Raw genomic sequence first — 994 nt, forward strand, 5'->3', positions numbered from 1 at the left:
TATAGCAGGCGCCAGGGCGGTTAGGACGCCAGGTGTAGAACATGCTCCATGGCATCGCGTAGACAATCAAACTGGTCGAGTTGCTTGCGAATTCGACTTTTGAGCCAAGACCAGCATCGCTCAATCTTGTTGAAGTCCGGTGAATAAGCAGGCAAGTACAGCAACTGACAACCTGCTTCCTGAATCAGTTGCTCAATCTGCCCCCCTTTATGAAAGGTGGCATTATCCATGACCAGTACCTGGCCCGGTTTGAGCATCGGAATTAGACAAGTTTCCAACCAAATTTCACGCTCCAGCCCGATTACAGGCTCCTTCAACAGTAAAGGGGGCGATTAGTTGCCCCTGACAAAGGGCTGCGATCATATTCACTCGCCCTTGCCGTCGTCCCGACTTCAATGCATGAAACCGTTGTCCTCTTGAGTTCCAGCCATAACCGTAGTCTTCTCGGTTGTCCATGCCCGCTTCATCTATATAAACAATCGTTTCATCCGCCCACTGAGCCAACTGCTCTATGAAGATTTGCCGTTTTGACTCATCCCGTTCGAGGTAGCCGTAGGTCTTTTTTTTCGCGTGAACCCAATTTTCTTCAGCCCTCGTGAAATTGTGCGATCGCTGATGTCGCCCTCCCACAGTTGAGCCATCTCCACCTGAGTTTTATCGCCATAAGTTTTGGCAAACGCCCGAAACCGCTCCCAATCTGTGATTTTATGGTTGTTGCCAGGAGGGCGGTTGGGCAATGCCTTCACATCTCCGGTTTCCGCTTTGCGCTGCAACCACAGGTTGATCGTGTTGCGGCTGATGTTGAACAGTTCACTGGCTTCGCTTTTCTTCAGTCCATCTAACTCGATTGCCTCCGGCACTGCCCCTTGGGCAATCGCTTGGATCACTTTCGTCAGAAAGTCATAACTGTAGGGTTTAGGCATGGCAGAGCAGACGATAGCAGGTTACGATAATACCTTTAGTTTACGTCCTAACCGCCTTGGCGGTTGCTATA

The 994-nt window shown here is 50.4% G+C and carries 3 protein-coding genes; all 3 read right to left on the reverse strand.

Annotated elements, in window-relative coordinates; genetic code table 11:
• Positions 1-20 precede the first annotated feature (20 nt).
• Genes ACM0OZ_RS48980 through ACM0OZ_RS48990 form a run of 3 tightly spaced genes read right to left on the reverse strand, consistent with a single transcriptional unit; the run spans position 21 to position 923 of the window.
• A complete protein-coding gene (locus ACM0OZ_RS48980; protein ID WP_414590183.1) occupies positions 21-317 on the reverse strand; it encodes a transposase in 297 nt (98 codons plus the stop codon).
• Positions 286-504: a transposase gene (locus ACM0OZ_RS48985; protein ID WP_414590184.1), complete on the reverse strand. Its 219-nt coding sequence runs from the start codon at positions 502-504 to the stop codon at positions 286-288. The genes ACM0OZ_RS48980 and ACM0OZ_RS48985 overlap by 32 nt, the downstream gene beginning before the upstream one ends.
• Positions 505-509: 5 nt before the next feature.
• Positions 510-923 carry an IS630 transposase-related protein gene (locus tag ACM0OZ_RS48990; RefSeq protein ID WP_414590185.1) on the reverse strand — a complete coding sequence of 138 codons (414 nt, stop codon included), beginning with the start codon at positions 921-923 and terminating at the stop codon, positions 510-512.
• Positions 924-994 lie beyond the last annotated feature (71 nt).

The organism is Scytonema sp. PCC 10023 (genome assembly GCF_963920835.1).
Taxonomy (GTDB): domain Bacteria; phylum Cyanobacteriota; class Cyanobacteriia; order Cyanobacteriales; family Nostocaceae; genus Kalymmatonema.

Bases quoted from the DNA above. Each gene is read 5' to 3' on its own strand.
- ACM0OZ_RS48990 (WP_414590185.1), bottom strand. From the start codon at position 923: ATGCCTAAACCCTACAGTTATGACTTTCTGACGAAAGTGATCCAAGCG.